Origin of the sequence: Luteimonas abyssi (genome assembly GCF_001482195.1) — a bacterium.
In the GTDB taxonomy this organism is placed as follows: Bacteria; Pseudomonadota; Gammaproteobacteria; order Xanthomonadales; family Xanthomonadaceae; genus Luteimonas; species Luteimonas abyssi.
Genome location: NZ_KQ759763.1, coordinates 2,745,952 through 2,764,164 on the forward strand (window position 1 = coordinate 2,745,952; position 18,213 = coordinate 2,764,164).

Genomic DNA, 18,213 nt, shown 5'->3' on the forward strand with positions numbered 1-18,213 from the left:
TCACCCACCGTTGCAGCGCGCTCCCTATACACTAGGCGCATGAGCGAGACGCCCGACTACACGCTGGAGATCCACATCGCGACCCGCTTCCTCGACGAGGAATCGGAGCCCGAGCAGGACCGCTACGTGTTCGCCTACACCATCCGCATCCGCAATCTCGGCCGGCGTGCGGCGCAGTTGATCTCGCGGCACTGGATCATCACCGACGGCAACGGCAAGGTCGACGAGGTGCATGGCGAGGGCGTGGTCGGCGAGCAACCGACCATCGAACCGGGCGACGCATTCGAATACACCTCCGGCGCGGTGCTCGAAACCGCAGTCGGCAGCATGCAGGGGCGCTACGACATGGTCGGCGACGACGGCACGCAGTTCGATGCGCCGATCCCGCCGTTCACCTTGTCCATGCCGCGCACGCTGCACTGACCTCGACACGGGAGCCGGAGAGGACATGGCGGTCTGGGCGATCGGAGACCTGCAGGGGTGCTACACGGCAACCCAGCGCTTGTTGGAGCGGATCGCGTTCGATCCCGCCCGCGACCGGCTGTGGTTGTGCGGGGATCTGGTCAACCGCGGCGGCGAATCGCTGGAGACGTTGCGTCTGGTTCATTCGCTGCGCGACAACGTCGACGTCGTGCTGGGCAATCACGACCTGTCGCTGCTGGCCATCGCCGAGCGCGACGAGGCGCAGCAGCGGCGGGTGAACCCGGACCTGCAGCGGATCCTGTTCGCGGACGATCGCGCGCCGCTGCTCGACTGGCTGCGCGCCCGGCCGCTGTTGCATCAGGACCGCGACCTCGGCTGGATGATGATCCACGCCGGCCTGGCGCCGAAGTGGACCGTGCAGATGGCGGCCAAGCACGCCGAAGAGGTCGAGCGTCGGCTGCGCGGCAACGGCTATCGCAAGCTGCTGCGGAACATGTACGGCGACCGCCCCGCCTGGACCCCCGGCCTCAAGGGCGTGGAACGCGAGCGGGCGATCATCAACCTGTTCACCCGCATGCGCTACTGCACGCCGCGCGGGCGGATCGCGTTCGAGGAGAAGGGCGCACCCGGCACCCAGGCCAACGGCCTGTATCCCTGGTACGAAGTGCCCGGACGCGCCGAGCGCGACTTGCGCATCGTGTGCGGCCACTGGTCCACGCTGGGGCTGTTCATCGGCCACGGTGTGCATGCCATCGACACCGGTGCGGTCTGGGGCGGCAAGCTGACCGCCCTGCAGCTCGATACCGACGAATTGCGCGTGGTGCAGGTGCCGGGGCGCGATGTGCCGGCCGGCGACCGCAGGGAGTGAGCGTCCGCGCGGCTCAGCCGCGTGCGTAGTCCACGAACTCGAACGGGATCACATGCCGTGTGTCGGCGGGTCGTGCCTCGCGCGCCACGACGTTCCACGCCATTTGCGTCCAGTCCGGAAAGAACGCATCCGCATCGGCCACGATCGTATCGACATGGGTCAGGTGCAGCACGTCGGCATGCGGCAAGGTCAATGCGTAGATCTCGCCACCGCCGATCACGCACAGCTCGTCCGCGTCGACGGCCAGCGCCGCGTCGAGCGAGCTCACCGCACGCATGCCTTCGAACGGCAACCGGCCACTGCGCGTGAGCACCAGATTCTCGCGTCCGGGCAATGCACGCCCCAACGACTCGGCGGTCTTGCGTCCCATCAGCACAGGCTTGCCGAGGGTCAACGCCTTGAACCGTTTCAGGTCGTCCGGCAATCGCCAGGGCAACGCGTTCCCCCGCCCGATCGCGCGGTTGCGGTCCAGGGCGGCGATCAGGCTAATGCGCATCCGGATGGAGCCTTGAGTAGATGCGCATGCCTTCCTGGCGCGCGTATGCGCCAAGACAGATCGTGGCGACGTAGACCACGAGAAAGGTCAGGCTCGTGCCCACCGGCAGATTCAGGACGGCCGATAGCACCGAGATCTGGGGCGTTTCGGGCATCAACATCTGCCGCAGCAACGCCCCCATCGGGACGATCAGCAGGCTACCCAGTACGCCGCAGAACAGGAAGTTGGACATCGTGAGCAGGGAGTCGGCGAACTTCTCCTGCGCTCTCCTGCTGTGATCTCGAACACGCATGTACGGGCCCGCTCCTTGCGATCGTCGAAGTAGCTAGACCGCCACCGGCGCCTTGATCGCCGGGTGCGGGTCGTAGCCCTCGATGGCGATGTCGTCGTAGGCGAACGCGAACAGGTCGGTCACGTCCGGATTGAGCACCAGCCGCGGCAGTGGCCGCGGCGCGCGCTCGAGCTGCTCGCGCGCCTGCACCTCGTGGTTCGAATACAGGTGCGCATCGCCCAGCGTATGGACGAAATCGCCCACACCCAGTCCGGTCACCTGCGCCACCATGTGGGTCAGCAGGGCGTAGCTCGCGATGTTGAACGGCACGCCGAGGAAGATGTCACCACTGCGCTGGTAGAGCTGGCAGCTCAGCTTGCCGTCGACGACGTAGAACTGGAACATCGTGTGGCACGGCATCAGCGCCATCTGCGGCAACTCGGCCACGTTCCAGGCCGAGACCACCAGGCGCCGGGAATCCGGGTTGCGACGGATCTCGTCGACCACCCAGCGGATCTGGTCGATCTCGACGCCGTCGGCACCGGCCCAGCGGCGCCATTGCTTGCCGTATACCGGCCCGAGCTCGCCATCGGCATCGGCCCATTCGTCCCAGATGCTGACGCGGTTGTCCCTGAGGTAGGCGATGTTGGTCTCGCCCTTCAGGAACCACAGCAGCTCGTGGATGATCGAGCGCAGGTGCAGCTTCTTGGTGGTGACGAGGGGGAAACCCTGCGCCAGATCGAAGCGCATCTGCCAACCGAACACGCTGCGCGTGCCGGTGCCGGTGCGATCGGACTTGACCGCGCCCTGCTCGAGGACATGCTGCAGCAGTTGAAGATACGGCTGCATGTCAGCGCCCCTTGGCCGGTGCGGGAGCGTCGATGCGCGGCTGCAGGACCGGCGCGGTCCGCGATTTCCAGAACAGGAACACGCCGAGCAGGATCAGCGGCACGCTCAGGATCTGCCCCATGGTCAGCCAGCCGAACGCCAGGTAGCCCAATTGCGGGTCCGGTTCGCGCACGAACTCGACCAGGAAGCGGAACACGCCGTAGCCCACCGCGAACATGCCCGACACTGCGTATCGCGCCCGCGGTTTCATCGAGTACACCCATACCAGCGCGAACAGCGCCACACCCTCGAGGAAGGCCTGATAAAGCTGCGACGGATGCCGCGCGAACGCGTCCAGCACGCCGCTGGCGTGCGCGGCGCGCAGGGCTTCGCCATCCATGCTCCAGAACGGTTGCGGCAGCGAGTGCGGGAACACCACCGCCCAGCTCACGTCGGTGGTCCGCCCCCAGAGTTCGCCGCCGATCCAGTTGCCGATGCGACCGAAGCCCAGCCCCAGCGGCACCAGCGGCGCGCCGAAGTCCATCACATCGAAGAAGTGCAGTCCCTTCTGCCGTGCCCAGAGCCAGGCCGCCACCAGCACGCCCAGCAGCCCGCCGTGGAAACTCATGCCGCCTTCCCACGGCCGCAGCAGCATGGTCGGATCGGCGAGGAAATCGCCGAAGGCGTAGAACAGCACGTAGCCGACCCGGCCGCCCAGCACGACGCCGAACATGCAGTAGAACAGCAGGTCGCCGAACGCGGTCTGGTCGACGCCCGGCAGACGCCCGGCACGGATCCGGCTGCGCCCCAGCCACCAGGCGCTGAGGAAGGCGATCAGGTACATGATCCCGTACCAGTGCACCTGCGGATGGAACTGGCGACCGAACAGTTCGAACGCCGGCAGCGAGAACGCGATGGGGTCGACCTGGTGCAGGATCGTCACGGGAAGTCAGCTCCTCCGGAAAAACGGCCCCGCCGGCGGCCGCCGGCGGGTGAAACAGCGTGGCGATGCGCGCCCACGGAGCGATCCGCGGACGCGCATCGGCCCCTCAGCGCGGCAGCGGCTGCCGGGGCTCGTCGACCGGCGGCACCACCTGACCCTGGTTGCGCATCGTATTGCGCTTGGCCCACAGGTTCATGATCTCGACGAAGGCCGAGAAGCCCATCGCACCGTAGATGTAGCCCTTCGGAATGTGCAAGCCCAGACCATCGAAGGTCAGGAACACACCGATCAGCACGATGAATGCCAGCGCCAGCATCTTCACCGTCGGGTTCGCATCGATGAAGCGGCCGAGCGGCTGCGCGGCCAGCAGCATCACCGCCACCGCGATCAGGATCGCGGCGACCATCACCGGCACGTAATCGCCGGCCATGCCGACCGCGGCGATCACCGAGTCCAGGGAGAACACGATGTCGATGATCGCGATCTGCACGATCACCGAACCGAACGATGCGGTCGCGGCACCGGCCGCGCTGGCATCGCCGTGCGGCTCGCCCTTGAGCTGCTCGCGGATCTCCATGCCGCCCTTCACGATCAGGAACAGGCCGCCGAGGATCAGGATCAGGTCGCGCACCGACACACCGCGCCCGAACAGCTCGAACAGCGGCGTGGTCAGCCGCGCCAGCCAGGCCAGGGTGAGCAACAGCGCGATTCGCGTGATGCACGCCACCGCGATGCCGAACTTGCGCGCGAACTCGCGCCGTTCGATCGGCAGCTTGCTCACCGCGATCGAAATGAACACCAGATTGTCGATGCCGAGCACGATCTCGATCGCGGCCAGCGTTACCAGCAGGATCCACACCTGTGGATCGGTCAGCAGTTCCATCATTGGGTCGATGTCCTCGTCAGTTACGACCTATCCGTCACAGCCAGCGCGGGACCAGGATCAGGCCCCACACCACGCCGACGTTCACCATGGCGATCAGCACGGCGGCCGATCCCATGTCCTTGGCGCGGCCGGCCATCTCGTGCCATTCCGCGCCGAATCGTTCGATCACCGCCTCGATCGCCGAATTCAGCAATTCCACCAGCAACACCAGCAGACAACTGCCCAGCAGCAGCGCCCGCTCCACGCCGGTATCGCCCAGCCACAGCGCCACCGGCGCCAGCACCGCCAGCAGGTAGACCTCCAGCCGGAACGAGGACTCGTGCAGCCAGGCCGCACGCAGCCCCTGCAGCGACCAGACCGTCGCTTTCCAGATCCGGGCGGGTCCTCGCGGCAGGTGACCGGTCTCGTCCATCGTTCACACGCCCCGGCCCGGCCGCGACGCCTCGCCGGCGGCAGCCTGCAGGTGCGACGCGAGAGCGGAATCGGCGGGCGGGCTCGGGAACTCGGCGGGACGACACATGGGAACGGGAATCGGCGCGCTGGGCGGGTCCGGGCGACGGGCCATTCTGCCATAAGCCCGTCCCCGCCCCGCGCCGGTTTGCATCCGCCGCCGGCCCCTGTTTGACTGGCGTTTCCCCGCGCCCTGCCGTCCACGATGTCCCGACGAACCAACCTGCGCCTGACCGGCGCGCTCTGCAGCCTGTTGATCGCCTGGTCGGCCTGTGTCGGCGCATCCGACGGCACCGCGCCAGTCCTGCTTCCGGTGGACCCGGTGTCGTCGTCGGAATGGACCCGGGACATGGCCCGGTTCGCCGCCGAGGACGCCGCCCATCCGCCGCCGGCGCGTCCGATCGTGTTCACCGGCAGCTCATCGGTCCGGTTGTGGACGACGCTCGCCGAGGACCTGCCGCACCTGCAGGTCCTGAACCGGGGCTTCGGCGGCTCGCAGATCCGCGACGCCGTGCATTTCGCCGACGAAGTGGCGCTGCGTTACCGGCCCGCCCGCATCGTGATCTATTCCGGCGACAACGACACCATGTCCGGGCGCTCCCCGGATCAGGTGCTGTCGGATTACCGGCAGTTCGTCGCCCGGATCCACCGCGACCTGCCCGGCACCCGCATCGACATCATCTCGATCAAGCCCAGTCCGATCACCGCCCACCTGCTGGACGTGCAGCGCGAGGCCAACGAACGCGTGCAGGCCTGGGCCGGGACCACGCCGCAGGTGGGCTTCATCGATGTTTTCACGCCGATGCTCGACGCCGACGGCCAGCCCCGCGAGGACCTGTTCGTCGCCGACGGACTGCATCTCAACCGAACCGGCTACGCGCTGTGGCGCCAGGTGATCGGCGACGCGCTGCGCTGATGCCGGGTGCCGGGCACCCCGGTCATTCGTCGGCGAAGATCGCGGTACCGCGGCTGCCGTCGGGCGCGAGCCAGCCGCGGTACATGCCCGAGGTGTTGAACGGCAGCGCCAGGTGGCCCTGCGCGTCGAGCGCGATGACGCCGCCGTCGCCGCCGTGCTCGGGAATCACCCGCATCACCACCTCGTCCGCGGCCGTCTGCAGGCTGTCCCCGCGGTAAGCCACGCGCGCGCAGATGTCGTGGGCGACGGCATTGCGGATGAAGAACTCGCCCCAGCCCGTCGCCGACACGCCGCAGCCGGCATCGGCCCAGGTGCCGGCACCGATGATCGGCGCATCGCCGACCCGGCCGTAGCGCTTGTTGGTCATGCCACCGGTTGAGGTGGCGGCCGCGATCCGACCGTCGCGGTCCAAGGCGACGGCGCCGACGGTGCCGAAGTACGCGTCCGGCGCGTCCGCGTCCCTGCCGTGTCGTGCCTGGCGCTGTGCCGCCTCGCGCGCTCGCGCACGATCGAGCTGCTCGCGACGCTGCGGGGTGCCGAACCATGCATTCGGCACGCGCTCGAGATCGTCGTGTGCATCGGCGAACCGCTCGGCGCCGTCGCCGATCAACATCACGTGTGGGGATGCGTCCATCACCCGCCGCGCCAACCGCACCGGATTGCGCACGGTGGTCACGCCGGCCACTGCGCCGGCCCGTCGGGTATGGCCTTCCATCACCGAGGCGTCCAGCTCGTGGCCGCCGTCGGCGTTGAACACCGCGCCGTGCCCGGCGTTGAAGCGTGGCGATTCCTCCAGCACGCGGACCGTGGCCTCCACCGCATCGAGCGCCGAGCCGCCCGCACCGAGAATGCCCTGCCCGGCGTCCAGCGCCTGGTCGAGCGCGGCACGGATCTCGCGCTCGTCGTCGGCCGACAAAGCGTCGCGCTCGATGACGCCCGCCCCACCGTGGATCACCAGTGCGATCGGCCCGCTGCCGGTGTCATCACGCGACGCGTCCGCCCAGGCCGCGCCCGCACACAGGGTCGCCACCAGCGCGCCGCACAGGCGCAGTCGGTTCGAAGAAAGAGAGGCCGGCATGGACGATGCTCGCGTCGGAAACGGGCACCGAGCATAGCAAGCGACCCCGGCATGGCCGGGCGGCCCAGGGGGGGGCGCGCCAGCGGCGACATTTCGCCGACCCACGCACGCGGAGATCGAGCGAAGCGCGCTGCAGCACGCACGTCATGCCGCATGCAGCCGGCAAGGCTCGACCGCCACGGCGGGAACCGCCATGGGCGCCCGCCGGTCGTGCGGATTCGCTACTGCCGCAAGGCCTCGATCGGATCGAGCTGCGACGCCTTGCGCGCCGGGTAGTAACCGAAGAACAGGCCCGTCGCCACCGAGAACCCGGCCGCGAGGCCGATCACATTGCCGTTGAGCGCCACCGGCAGCGCGCCCATGTGCCCGACCAACAGCGCGCCGACCACCCCCAGCGCGATGCCGATCGCCCCGCCGATCAGCGAGATCAGCATCGCCTCGGCGAGGAACTGCCGGCGCACGTCCGACGGCCCGGCCCCGACCGCCATGCGCAAGCCGATTTCGCGGATCCGCTCGGTCACCGAGACCAGCATGATGTTCATGATGCCGATGCCGCCCACGATCAGCGAAATGCTCGCCACCGCACCCAGCAGCAGCGACATCAGGCGCGTGGTCGCCGTCCGCGTGGCGATGATCTCGGCCATGTTGCGCACGGTGAAATCATCCTCGTCGCCGGGGCCGATCCGGTGCCGCTGGCGCAGCAGACCCTCGAGTTCCGACTGTACGTAACCGAGGTCGCCGGCATCGTTGACGGTGAGTGCGACCTGCATGACCGCACGCGGCGGCAGGCCCATCGCACCGAGCAGGTTCCGCCGACCCGTGGTCAGCGGCACCATGATCACGTCGTCCTGGTCCTGGCCGAAGCCGCCCTGGCCCTTGGGTTCGAGCACGCCGGCCACGGTGAACGGCACCCGCCCCAGCCGGATCGTTTCGCCGACGCCGCTGTAGTCGCCGAACAGGTTGCGGCGCACGGTTTCGCCGAGGATCACCACCTTGCCGGCACCGGTGTAGTCCTGCGCTTCGAACCCATCGCCCTCGGCCAGCGTCCAGCCGTTGATGTCGAAGAAATCCGGCTCCACTCCCTGCCAGCTGGCGGGCCAGTTGTTCTCCGCATAGACCGCCTGGGTATTGCCGCGCAGCGAGCCCGAGACGTACTGCACCTCCGGGATCTCGTCGCGGATGGCCTGCACGTCGCCCTCGGTGAGGGTGAAGAAACTCGACGACGCCGTCCGCGCGCCGCCGGGCCCGCGACGCGAGCCGGGCGAGATGTCCAGCCGCTGCGAGCCGAGCCCGGACACCAATCGGTCGAGCTCGGACTGGGTCCCCTGCCCCACCGAGACCATCACGATCACCGCGGCGATGCCGATGATCACGCCCAGCGACGTCAGCGTGCTGCGCATCCAGTTGCCGCGTAACGCATGCAGGGCGGTCCGCAGAATGTCGGTGAAGTTCACGCGGAAGGCTCCTTCGAGAGTTCCGGATGCGGCGGCTCGCCTTCATGCAGTTCACCGTCGCGCATCACGTAGATGCGGTCGGCATGCGCGGCCACCTCGGCGTCGTGGGTGATCAGCACCACCGTGTGGCCGTCGTCGCGCAGGCGCTTGAACAGCGCGAGGATCTCCTCGCCGGTCTTCGAGTCCAGCGCACCGGTCGGCTCGTCGGCCAGCAGCACCGGGGGCTGGTTGATCAGCGCGCGCGCGATCGCCACACGCTGCTGCTGGCCGCCGGACAGCTCGTTGGGCCGATGCCCGGACCGCGCGCCCAGCCCGACCGATGCCAACGCATCCTGCGCACGTGCGGTGCGTTCGTCGGGCGGTACCCGCGCATAGCCGAGCGGCATCGCCACGTTCTCCAGCGCGGTCATCCGCGGCAGCAGATGGAAGCCCTGGAACACGAAACCGATCTTGTCGCGGCGCAATTCGGCCAACGCTTCGGCATCGAGCGTCGCCACGTCGATGCCGTCGCACAGGTACTGGCCGTCGCTCGGAGTATCGAGGCAGCCGATCAGGTTCATCAGCGTCGACTTGCCCGAGCCCGACGGCCCCATGATGGCGACGAAATCGCCGTGGTCGATGCGCAGGTCCACGCCCTTGAGCGCCGCCACCTCGGCCTCGGTGCCCTCGGCGTAGATCTTGCTCAGGCCGCGGGTCTCGATCACCGGCACCGGTCCGGTCATGGGCTGGCGCGCTCGCCGGTGATCACGGTGTCGCCTTCCTGCAGGTCGCCCGCGACCTCGGTCGCGCTGCCGTCGCTCGCGCCCACGCGCACCATCACCTGCCGCGGCTGGCCGTCGACCAGCGTGTACAACGGCGCGCGCCGGGCGCCGAGCGAGGCCTGCAGGGCGCGGTCCCACTGCGCGCGCTGGTCGTCGTCGAGCGTCGCACGGAACTCGGCGAAGTCCTGCTGGAACCGCTGCAGCATCCGCTGGCGAAGTTGCGCAGCCATCTCGCCGCCTCCGCCACCCGCCGCACGCGCACCTGCGCCGCCCCCGAACATGCCGGGCCCTGCGCCGGACTGGCCCTGGCGCGCCTGCGGCGCCGCCTGGCGCGACGCCGCGCGCTCGCGCACGCTGGCGATCGCGGCGTCGAAGGCGGCCTGCTGGCCGGCATCGAGCGTCATCGGGCCGGTGGCGCGGACCAGATCGTCGAGCGCTCCGCTGCCGCCTGCGCGGCCCGTCGGCGCTCCCGCGGGTGCGCCCTGCCCGCCGCTGGGTGTATACCGCAGCGCCGCATTGGAGACCTTCAGCACATCGTCCCGTCGGCTGACCTCGATCTCGGCGTTGACCGTCAGCCCAGGCAGCAGGATGCGCTCGCTGTTGTCGACGCTGACCACCACCGGGTAGGTGATCACGTTGTTGGTGTTGGTCGCCGACAGCCGCACCTGTGCGACTTCGCCGCGGAACTGGCGGTCCGGAAACGCATCGACGCTGAAGGAGACGCCCTGTCCGGGCTGCACCTGGCCGATGTCGGCCTCGTCGACTTCCAGCTCGATCTGCATCTTCGCCAGATCTTCCGCGATCGTGAACAGTTCCGGCGCCTGCAGGCTGGCCGCCACGGTCGCGCCCGGCTCGATGTTGCGCACCAACACCACGCCATCGACCGGCGAGCGGATCTCGGTCCGCTCGAGATTCACTTCGCTGGTGCGGGTGGACGCGGTCTGCTGCGCGATCTGCGCACGTGCGGCGTCACGCTGCGCGCGCGCCTGGTCGTAGTTGGCGCGCGCCAGATCGATGTCGGCCCGAGCCACCAGTTGCCGTTCGCCCAGTTCCTCGTTGCGGCGAAAGGTCGCCTCCGCATTGATCAGGCTGGCCTCGGCCTGGGCGAGGCTGGCGCGCGCACTGGCGATCTGTGCGTTGCCCTGGTCGATCTGCGCCTGGTACGTGCTGGGGTCGATCCGGGCGATCAGTTGCCCCGCCTCGACCGTGTCGTTGAAATCCACCAGTACATCCGTGACCTGGCCGGAGATCTGCGAGCCGACGATGACGGTGCTGGTCGCACTGAGAGTGCCGGTGGCCGAGATGGCCACCCGGATGGACCCGCGCTCGACCGCGACGGTCCGCCAGGGTCCCTCGTCCTGAGTGGCACGCTGGTGCTGCCACCACCACACGCCCGCGGCGACACCCGCCAGCAGAGCCAGGGCCGCGACGATCTTGAGCGGCCGCCCCTGTGCGCGGGCACGGGGACGCGGACGGGAACCGGAGGTGGGCGGACGGCTTGCTGGGCTCATGGGCGACTGGCGACAGGGTGTGAATGCGGACAACGCCCGAGTCCGGGGACCGTTGACAAGGACGGCGTCATTGGCGGGCGCGACGACGAGTGTGCCCGATGCCGGGATCGACCTGGGCCGTACGACCATCGCCTGCCGGCTGCACGCCGCGGACAGATGGATCGCCGGCGTGCTGGAGCGGCGCCGACGGAAGCGGCCTCGATCGCGACGCACCGGGCGCCGTCGAGCCGCCCGGCGTCGCTCGACCGGAGCGACGTTCAACCGAAGCGAATCGTCGCCACCGTCCCCTGACCCGGCTGGCTGTCCAGCGTCACCGCCCAGCCGAAGCGCTCGCCCAGCCGACGGACGATGGACAGGCCCATGCCTTTGCCACCGGCCCGGAACGGATCCACCCGGTAGAAGGGGTCGTAGACACGCTGGAGCACCTCGGGCGACATGCCGATGCCGGTGTCGCGCACTTCCACGCGATCGTCGCTGATCTCGACCTCGATCACGCCGGATTCGGTGAAGATACAGGCGTTGCTGAGCAGATTGCCCAGCATGACACCGAGCACGCGCGGCGGCGCGTCCAGTTCCGGCGTCGCGCTCCCGGTCACCCGCAGCTCCACCGGCTTGTCCTGCAGCAGGGGCGTGACCTTCTCGACTTCCTCCAACACCACCTCGCGCACGTCGAAGGCTTCTCCCGGCAACTCCACATCCTCCTCCCGCGCCAGGATCAGGAACGCCTCGATCACCGCCTCCATGTCGCGACTGGCGCGCTGGATCCGCTGGAGCGAACGCTGCGAGCGGTCGGGAATCGCGCCGTCGGCCAGCAACATGTCGCTGGCGACACGGATCACCGTGAGCGGGGTGCGCAGTTCATGACTGGCATCGCGGGTGAAATCGCGCTCGCGCTGCACGAACGACTGCACGCGCGAGGCAAGCGAACGCAAAGCGCCGCTCAACTGCTCGACTTCACGCCCCACGAGCCCTGGAATGCGCGCCGGGACCAGCGCCGTGGTGTCGGCATCCTCCGGCTCCCAGCGCGAGACCTCCTCGGCCAGCCAGCTCACCGGCGCCACCAGCCGGCGGGTGGTTCGATAGGTGTACCAGCTGACCAGATGGATCGCGACGATGCCGCCGATCATCAGGGCGATGCCGACCATCCACAGCACCTGCCGCGCATGCGTGAACCGCATGCTCAACACCAGGCGCCCCTCCGGACGCTCTTCGACCAGAACCTCGCGGCGCCCGGCAGCCTCGAAATGCCGACCCGGCGGCAGGTCGCGCAAAGCCGAAGGAACCGCAGCGGCCGGGCGGCCCGCGGCGACGAAGTAGGCGCTGACCTCGTCAGTCTCCGGCAACAGCGCATCGGGGCTGCGTTCGACGAGCGACCAGGACTCGGCCGCCTGCGCGTGCAACCGGGCATCGATGAGCACGCTCAACGCGGCGGAGAACGCGAACGTCACCGCCAAAACGATGCCCAGGCTGCCGAGGGCAGCCTGGAACAGGAAGGCGTAGCGGAGTTTTCGGGGGATACCTTGAGACATCGGGCGAGGCGCGTTCGGATCGTCAGGAAGGCGCCTGTTCGATGTCGGCGATTCGATACCCCGCGCTCTGCACGGTATGCAGCAACGGCTTGTCGTAAGGCTTGTCGATGGTCTTGCGCAGGTTGTAGAGATGGCTGCGCAGGGTGTCCGAATCGGGGAGGCTGTTGCCCCAGATCTCGCGCTCGATCTCCTGCCGGCTGACCACGCGCGGCGATTCGCGCATCAGGATGGTCAGCAACTTGAGGCCGATCGGCGACAACTGCAGCTCCTGCCCGGCGCGGGTCGCACGCAGGCTGGCCGGATCGAGGACCAGGTCGGCGACCTTGAGCACTTCCGAACCGACCTGGCGGCGCTCGCGGCGGATCAGCGCACGCAGGCGGGCTTCCAGCTCCTGGATGGCGAACGGCTTGGTCAGATAGTCGTCCGCGCCCGAACCGAGCCCGGTCAGCTTCTCGTCGAGCGTGTCGCGGGCGGTGAGCATGAGCACCGGCGTGGACTTGCGGGCCTCCTCGCGCAGGCGCTTGCAGACCTCGATGCCGTCCAGCCGGGGAAGCATCAGATCCAGTACGATCACGTCGTACGTATTCTCCGACGCGAGCCGGTAGCCATCCAGGCCGTCGGAGGCGTAATCGACCTCGAACCCCTTGCCCTCGAGATACTCGCCAATCATCTCGGAAATGTTGCGATTGTCTTCGACGATCAGGACGAGACCGCCCGGCTCTTGGCTTGCACGCATGAACGAACTCCAGGGAAGGTGGATACTGGCTATTGCCTTCAGCTTTGTGAATTTACGTGCTTTCCAGTCGACGTGCCGTGAAGATCGCCACACCCGTGTTCCGTCACTTCCCCGCACCGGACTACCGCCATGCCGCCTGGTTTCGAACGATTCGCGCCGATCCTGTTGCTGATCGCGTCCAACGTCTTCATGACGTTCGCCTGGTACGGCCATCTCAAGTACCGCAGCGCGCCGCTGCTGCTGGCGATCGTCGCCAGCTGGGGCATCGCGTTCTTCGAATACGCACTGATGGTGCCCGCGAACCGCATCGGCTACACCGTGTATTCCGCGCCGCAGCTCAAGGGCATGCAGGAGGTGATCACGCTGCTGGTGTTCGCCTGGTTCTCGAGCTGGTATCTCGGGCAGCCCTTGAAGTGGAACCACTGGGCCGGCTTCGCCCTGATCGCGGTCGCGGCCTGGCTGATCTTCCTGGAAACCTGAGGACGGGCCTGGCGTTGCCTCTCCACGCGTCGGCAGGCATGCGCCTTCCTCTTGGCAGCGGACGGGGCCCGGCGATGCCGTAGCCGGTCGCCTCCACCACAGGCAGAAGAAGCGACCCCGGACATGCCGTGATTACCCCTTCTCCCGCAAGTGGGAGAAGGGGTCCCGAAGGGGCGGATGAGGGCCGCTTTCCAGGCTGCGGCCGCACGCCAGCCCTCACCCCAACCCCTCTCCCGCAGGCGGGAGAGGGGCGATGGTGCCGGGCCGGCGCCGCTTCGATCGTCGGAGCGGCGAGCTGCGGGTTGCGAGGGGGGGCGTGACGTCGAATTAAAAGGGGATCTTTCCAGTCAGGATGTCCTTGAACATCACCCAGTCGCCGAGAAAGGAATAGAGCGGGTGCCGGAACGTCGCCGGCCGGTTCTTCTCGAAGAAGAAGTGCCCCACCCAGGCGAAGCCGTAGCCGCAGACCAGCGCCGCCAGCAGCCACCAGCCGTTTCGCTGCCACACCGCCACGCCCGACAACACCAGCACCCCACAGCTGCCGATGAAATGCAGCCGTCGCGACACCCGGTGCGCGTGTTCGCTCAGGTAGAAGGGATAGAACTCGCGGAAGCTGGCAAATCGGCGCATGGCACCCCCTGTGCGGTCCTCTCGTCGCCACGACACGCGCGCTGAGGAGATGCCGAACCGTAGGCGGCGCGGGGACGGCCCGCACGCCGCACTGCAACGCGACCCTGACAGGCGGGCGATCAGGTGCCGTCGTCGCGCTCGTTCGACTTCACCCGCTGCCACAGTGCTTCCTGCGCCTCCAGCCCGTGGTCAGCCAGAGTGCCACCGGCCTCCGCCGCCAACGCCTCCATGGCGCGGAACCGCCGCTCGAACTTGAGGTTGGCTCCGCGCAATGCGCGCCCGACATCGACACCCACGTGCCGGGCCATGTTGGCCGCGACGAACAGCACGTCGCCGATCTCGGCCTCCAGACGCGCCTGTGCCGACGCATCTCCGGGCGAGGCGGCCACGGCCGCGAACTCCACCTCGACCTCGCCGACTTCCTCGCGCAGCTTGTCGAGCACCGGCATCGGCGCCGGCCAGTCGAACCCGACCCGCGCCGCGCGCTGCTGCAGTTTGATCGCCCGCTGCCATTCGGGAAGCCCGCGGGCGATGCCGGCCAACGCCGAGGTATCGGTCTCGCCGCGGGCCGCGCGTTCCTCGCGCTTGATCCTTTCCCAAGCGTCCTTCACCGCGGCGCTGTCGCCGCGATCGGCATCGCCGAACACATGCGGATGGCGCCGCAACATCTTGTCGCAGATGGCGCCCACCACGTCGCCGAATGCGAATGCAGCGCGCTCCTCGGCCAGGCGGGCGTGGAACACCACCTGGAGCAACAGATCGCCGAGCTCGTCCTGCAACGCGGGCAGATCGCCACGGGCGATCGCGTCGGCCACCTCGTAAGCCTCCTCGATCGTGTACGGGGCGATGCTGGCGAAATCCTGCTCGAGGTCCCACGGGCAGCCACCGTCGGGGTCGCGCAACCGCGCCATGATCGCGATGAGATCCTGGATGTCGCGCGTTTTCGGTTCGCTCACTGTCGGGTCCTGCAGGTCGGAATACGGCCGCCCTATTGCCTCAGCCACGCCTGCCACGGCAGGTCCGGGTCGCCCAGGGCGATGAAGTCGCCGTTGAGCAGCGTGTCGCGCTGGTTGTAACGGAAAGGCCGTCCTCGCGGATCGAGCAGGGCACCGCCGGCGCCCTCCAGGATCGCCTGCCCCGCCGCCGTATCCCACTCGCTGGTGGGGCCGAAGCGGGGGTAGACATCCATGCGGCCCTCGGCCAGCCGGCAGAACTTCAACGACGATCCCAGCGCCACCGGCTCGATCCTGCCCAGACCGTCGAGCACGGCGGCCGTGCGCGGGTCGCGGTGCGAACGGCTGGCCGCCACCCGCAGCGGCGCCGTGGCCGGCCGCCGGACCCGCAGCGGCGTATCCGTGCCGCCCTCGCGCCGGAACGCGCCGGCTGCCGGCCGGCCGTACCAGGCGACCGAGGTGAGCGGATGCTGGATCACGCCGAACGTGGACACGCCGTCCTCGATCAGGGCGATGTTCACGCTGAACTCGCCGTTGCGCTTGACGAATTCGCGGGTGCCGTCCAACGGATCGACCAACCAGAAGCGGGACCAGCCGCGACGCCCCTCGACGGACGCGTGCGCCGATTCCTCCGACAGCACCGGGATCCCCGGGGTCAGCGCGGCCAGGCCATCGACGATACGGTGGTGGGCCGCGAGATCGGCCGCGGTCACCGGGGAGGCGTCGGCCTTGCGTTCGACATCGAAGTCGCCGGAATACACGGCCAGGATCGCCTCCGCGGCATCGTGCGCGACCGCCAGCACACCGTCGAGCAGCGCGTCATCGAGCAGCATCGGCACGCAGCAGTTCCCGCACGATGAACAACGCCGCGATCGAACGGCCGTCGGAGACATCCTCGCGCATGGCCAGGGTGTGCAGATCGTCGAGTTTCCACGGCACCACTTCGAGCTCTTCCGGCTCGTCGCCCGGCAACCGTTCCGGGTAGAGATTGCGTGCCAGCACCAGGGTGGTCTGGTGACTCATGTAGGTCGGCGCCAGCGACAGGTTGCGCACGACCTCGACCCGGCGCGCACCGTAACCCGCTTCTTCCTTCAGCTCGCGGTCGGCCGCCTGTTCGGCGGTCTCGCCGGGATCGATGCGCCCCTTGACCAGGCCGAGTTCGTAGCGGTGCACGCCGGCGGCGTACTCGCGCACCAGCAGCACGGTGTCGTCGTCGAGCATCGGCACCACCGCGACCGCGCCGTGGCCGCTGGCCTGCAGGCGCTGGAACACGCGGCGTTCGCCGTTGGCGAACTCCAGATCCAGGTGCTCCATCCGGTAGGGACCGGCATCGCGCTCAGTGATCCCGTGCACGATCGGCAGCCGTCGGCTCACGCGCAGCATCCGCGGCGAAGGGAGGCGATAATGCGGGGATGGGCAAGACACATCACGATGCGGCCATTCTAGCCGACGCCGATGCCTGGCGATCCCGCGATCTCGCGGTGCTGTGGCATCCCTGCACACAGATGCGCGAACACCCCGGCACCCTGCCGCTGTTGCCGGTGAGTCGTGGCGAGGGCGCCTGGCTGGTCGGCCCCGACGGCCGACGCACGCTGGATGCCGTCTCCAGCTGGTGGGTGAACCTGTTCGGCCACGGCGAGCCGCGCATCGCCGAGGCGATCGGCCGCCAGGCGCGGACCCTCGAACACGTGATCCTGGCCGGCTGCTCCCATCTGCCAGCGGTGGAACTGGCCGAACGGCTGCTCGCGCTGGCCCCGCGCCAGAGCGGACGCGACCCGCTCGCCAAGGTCTTCTACGCCGACAACGGCTCGGCCGGCGTCGAGGTGGCGCTGAAGATGGCGTTCCAGTGGTTCGCCAACCGCGGCGACGAGCCCCGCCGGACCAAGTTCGTCGCCCTGGAGAACGGCTATCACGGCGAGACCATCGGCGCGCTGTCGGTCGGCGACATCCCGCTGTACCGTCGCGTCTACGCGCCGCTGCTGATGGAAGCGCTGTTCGCACCCTCCCCCGACGCCTACCTCGCGCGCGAGGGGCAGAGCGCGGCCGGCCATGCCGAAGACGCTGCCGATGCGCTGGCGCGGCTGCTCGACGAGCACGCCGGCGAGATTTGCGCACTGGTGCTGGAACCGCTGGTGCAATGCGCCGGCGGCATGCGCATGCACGATCCGGTGTATCTCAAGCGCGTGCGCGAACTGTGCGATGTGCACGGCGTGTTCCTGATCGCCGACGAGATCGCGGTCGGCTTCGGCCGTACCGGGACGCTGTTCGCCTGCGAGCAGGCCGGTATCCAGCCGGACCTGCTGTGCCTGTCGAAGGGCCTGACCGGCGGGTTCCTGCCGCTGTCGGCGGTGCTCGCCACCCAGGTCATCTACGAGGGCTTCCTCGACGACTCGCGCGAGCGCGCATTCCTGCACTCGCACAGCTACACCGGCAATCCCATCGCCTGCGCCGCGGCCCTGGCGACGCTGGACATCTTCGAGCGCGACGACGTCGTCGCCCGCAACCGACGCACGGCCGCGCGTATGGCCGAGCTGGCCGCACCGCTGCGCACGCACCGCCACGTGGCCGACGTGCGCCAGACCGGGATGATCCTGGCGATCGAACTGGCCCAGGACGGGCGCCGGGATACCCCGTTCGAGGCCACACGTCGCATCGGATTGCACGCCTATCGGCATGCGGTCGACCGCGGCGTGCTGCTGCGCCCGCTCGGCGACGTGCTGTACTGGATGCCGCCGTACTGCATCGACGATGCCGAGCTGGAACTGATCGCCGACGTCACCCGCACCGCCATCGAAGCGGCGACCGCATGAGGGCCGCGGCGATGCTGGCGCGAGCCTGCCCCGACGCGATGTGGGTCGACGCGGATGCGACGTGCAGCCGGGGTGCGACGCGCTCGAAATCCCCGCACGCTGACACGGCGCACGTGGTCCGCAGACCCCGCCCGGCCTTGCGCCATCGACGGCCGTCGGCGCACCTGCGCGCACGCGCGGTGCCGGGAGC

At 68.8% G+C, this 18,213-nt stretch carries 20 protein-coding genes and 1 pseudogene; 5 read left to right on the forward strand and 16 right to left on the reverse strand.

Features of this window, described 5'->3' with window-relative positions; translation table 11 throughout:
- Window positions 1-39: 39 nt before the first annotated feature.
- The gene (apaG, locus tag RG19_RS11915; RefSeq protein WP_058835453.1) at window positions 40-423 is read left to right on the forward strand and encodes a Co2+/Mg2+ efflux protein ApaG; all 384 of its coding nucleotides are present in this window, start codon (window positions 40-42) and stop codon (window positions 421-423) included.
- Between the two features lie 25 nt (window positions 424-448).
- Window positions 449-1,267, forward strand: a pseudogene (locus tag RG19_RS11920) (symmetrical bis(5'-nucleosyl)-tetraphosphatase); the annotation flags it as partial.
- Between the two features lie 37 nt (window positions 1,268-1,304).
- Here the strand turns inward: RG19_RS11920 and RG19_RS11925 are convergent.
- The 6 genes from RG19_RS11925 to RG19_RS11950 form a co-directional block, all read right to left on the reverse strand.
- Complete coding sequence (locus RG19_RS11925) at window positions 1,305-1,787, reverse strand: dihydrofolate reductase (protein ID WP_058835454.1); 483 nt, start codon at window positions 1,785-1,787, stop codon at window positions 1,305-1,307.
- The gene (locus RG19_RS11930) at window positions 1,777-2,079 is read right to left on the reverse strand and encodes a hypothetical protein (RefSeq protein ID WP_058835455.1); all 303 of its coding nucleotides are present in this window, start codon (window positions 2,077-2,079) and stop codon (window positions 1,777-1,779) included. The genes RG19_RS11925 and RG19_RS11930 overlap by 11 nt, the downstream gene beginning before the upstream one ends.
- Before the next feature lie 33 nt (window positions 2,080-2,112).
- Window positions 2,113-2,907, reverse strand: a complete 795-nt coding sequence (locus RG19_RS11935) for a thymidylate synthase (RefSeq protein ID WP_058835456.1) — start codon at window positions 2,905-2,907, stop codon at window positions 2,113-2,115.
- A gap of 1 nt (window position 2,908) precedes the next feature.
- Window positions 2,909-3,829, reverse strand: coding sequence for a prolipoprotein diacylglyceryl transferase (gene lgt, locus RG19_RS11940; RefSeq protein WP_058835457.1), 921 nt, complete (start codon window positions 3,827-3,829; stop codon window positions 2,909-2,911).
- Between the two features lie 106 nt (window positions 3,830-3,935).
- Entirely contained in the window at window positions 3,936-4,715 is a 780-nt protein-coding gene (locus tag RG19_RS11945; RefSeq protein WP_058835458.1) for a TerC family protein, read from the reverse strand.
- Window positions 4,716-4,749: 34 nt separating this feature from the next.
- Window positions 4,750-5,127 (reverse strand): diacylglycerol kinase, encoded by a 378-nt coding sequence (locus RG19_RS11950; RefSeq protein ID WP_058835459.1) that lies wholly within the window; start codon window positions 5,125-5,127, stop codon window positions 4,750-4,752.
- Window positions 5,128-5,370: 243 nt separating this feature from the next.
- Between RG19_RS11950 and RG19_RS11955 the strand changes: the two genes are divergently transcribed.
- A complete protein-coding gene (locus tag RG19_RS11955) occupies window positions 5,371-6,081 on the forward strand; it encodes an SGNH/GDSL hydrolase family protein (protein ID WP_058835460.1) in 711 nt (236 codons plus the stop codon).
- Window positions 6,082-6,103: 22 nt separating this feature from the next.
- Here RG19_RS11955 and RG19_RS11960 read toward each other — a convergent pair whose 3' ends face one another.
- The 6 genes from RG19_RS11960 to RG19_RS11985 form a co-directional block, all read right to left on the reverse strand.
- Window positions 6,104-7,159, reverse strand: a complete 1,056-nt coding sequence (locus RG19_RS11960) for an isoaspartyl peptidase/L-asparaginase family protein (RefSeq protein ID WP_082672639.1) — start codon at window positions 7,157-7,159, stop codon at window positions 6,104-6,106.
- Between the two features lie 221 nt (window positions 7,160-7,380).
- Window positions 7,381-8,613, reverse strand: coding sequence for an ABC transporter permease (locus tag RG19_RS11965; protein ID WP_058835461.1), 1,233 nt, complete (start codon window positions 8,611-8,613; stop codon window positions 7,381-7,383).
- Window positions 8,610-9,335: an ABC transporter ATP-binding protein gene (locus RG19_RS11970; protein ID WP_058835462.1), complete on the reverse strand. Its 726-nt coding sequence runs from the start codon at window positions 9,333-9,335 to the stop codon at window positions 8,610-8,612. Before RG19_RS11970 ends, RG19_RS11965 begins: the two co-directional genes overlap by 4 nt.
- Window positions 9,332-10,885 carry an efflux RND transporter periplasmic adaptor subunit gene (locus tag RG19_RS11975; protein WP_058835463.1) on the reverse strand — a complete coding sequence of 518 codons (1,554 nt, stop codon included), beginning with the start codon at window positions 10,883-10,885 and terminating at the stop codon, window positions 9,332-9,334. Before RG19_RS11975 ends, RG19_RS11970 begins: the two co-directional genes overlap by 4 nt.
- 257 nt (window positions 10,886-11,142) lie before the next feature.
- Entirely contained in the window at window positions 11,143-12,414 is a 1,272-nt protein-coding gene (locus RG19_RS11980) for a sensor histidine kinase (RefSeq protein ID WP_058835464.1), read from the reverse strand.
- A gap of 22 nt (window positions 12,415-12,436) precedes the next feature.
- On the reverse strand, window positions 12,437-13,150 hold the full coding sequence (locus tag RG19_RS11985; RefSeq protein WP_058835465.1) for a response regulator transcription factor: 714 nt from the start codon (window positions 13,148-13,150) through the stop codon (window positions 12,437-12,439).
- A 129-nt stretch (window positions 13,151-13,279) separates the two neighbouring features.
- Between RG19_RS11985 and RG19_RS11990 the strand changes: the two genes are divergently transcribed.
- Window positions 13,280-13,630, forward strand: coding sequence for a DMT family protein (locus tag RG19_RS11990; RefSeq protein WP_058835466.1), 351 nt, complete (start codon window positions 13,280-13,282; stop codon window positions 13,628-13,630).
- A 327-nt stretch (window positions 13,631-13,957) separates the two neighbouring features.
- On the opposite strand, the gene RG19_RS11995 is transcribed toward RG19_RS11990, so the two are convergent.
- From RG19_RS11995 to nudE, 4 genes are all read right to left on the reverse strand, one after another.
- A complete protein-coding gene (locus tag RG19_RS11995) occupies window positions 13,958-14,260 on the reverse strand; it encodes an Mpo1-like protein (protein ID WP_058835467.1) in 303 nt (100 codons plus the stop codon).
- Between the two features lie 119 nt (window positions 14,261-14,379).
- Window positions 14,380-15,216, reverse strand: coding sequence for a nucleoside triphosphate pyrophosphohydrolase (gene mazG, locus RG19_RS12000; RefSeq protein ID WP_425599701.1), 837 nt, complete (start codon window positions 15,214-15,216; stop codon window positions 14,380-14,382).
- Window positions 15,217-15,248: 32 nt separating this feature from the next.
- A complete protein-coding gene (cysQ, locus tag RG19_RS12005; RefSeq protein ID WP_058835468.1) occupies window positions 15,249-16,046 on the reverse strand; it encodes a 3'(2'),5'-bisphosphate nucleotidase CysQ in 798 nt (265 codons plus the stop codon).
- Entirely contained in the window at window positions 16,033-16,596 is a 564-nt protein-coding gene (gene nudE, locus RG19_RS12010; RefSeq protein WP_058835469.1) for an ADP compounds hydrolase NudE, read from the reverse strand. The genes cysQ and nudE overlap by 14 nt, the downstream gene beginning before the upstream one ends.
- 29 nt (window positions 16,597-16,625) lie before the next feature.
- Here nudE and bioA point away from each other — a divergent pair, with 29 nt between their 5' ends.
- Window positions 16,626-18,023 (forward strand): adenosylmethionine--8-amino-7-oxononanoate transaminase, encoded by a 1,398-nt coding sequence (bioA, locus tag RG19_RS12015; RefSeq protein ID WP_058835470.1) that lies wholly within the window; start codon window positions 16,626-16,628, stop codon window positions 18,021-18,023.
- Window positions 18,024-18,213 lie beyond the last annotated feature (190 nt).